Origin of the sequence: Bacillus sp. SIMBA_026, from assembly GCF_046535335.1 — a bacterium.
GTDB lineage: Bacteria > Bacillota > Bacilli > Bacillales > Bacillaceae > Bacillus > Bacillus velezensis.
Window position 1 is genome coordinate 1 of the sequence record NZ_JAWRWX010000077.1, and the last position, 315, is coordinate 315.

Here is a 315-nt window from a genome sequence, read left to right on the forward strand (position 1 = left end):
CGAACCGACGATCGCCAGATCGCAGCGGAATTGCGAACGACCGACGTCGATATCGACCTGGTGACCGCGTGCGCGCAGGGCTTCGGCCAGTGCATCGCGAATGGCGTCGGATGACGTCCGCCGCGTGAACGCATCGCGGGCGCCCTGATTCAGCGCGCCGAGCACCGCCTGCGCGCGGTCGAACTGACCTGTGGCGCTGGCCTGCGCAAATTGCAGGAATGCTCGCAACGCGGCCGCGCCGTCGTACAAGCGGCGTACCCCTGCCGTCACAGGCTGACCCCGAGGCGCTTGACGACGTCGAGCACAGTCTTGTTC

Annotated in this window: 1 protein-coding gene; it reads right to left on the minus strand. The window is 67.3% G+C overall.

From position 1 onward, the window contains the following. Positions 1 to 249 (minus strand): hypothetical protein (locus SB847_RS20740; protein WP_410578461.1); only part of this gene is annotated, 249 nt, incomplete at its 3' end. Positions 250 to 315 lie beyond the last annotated feature (66 nt).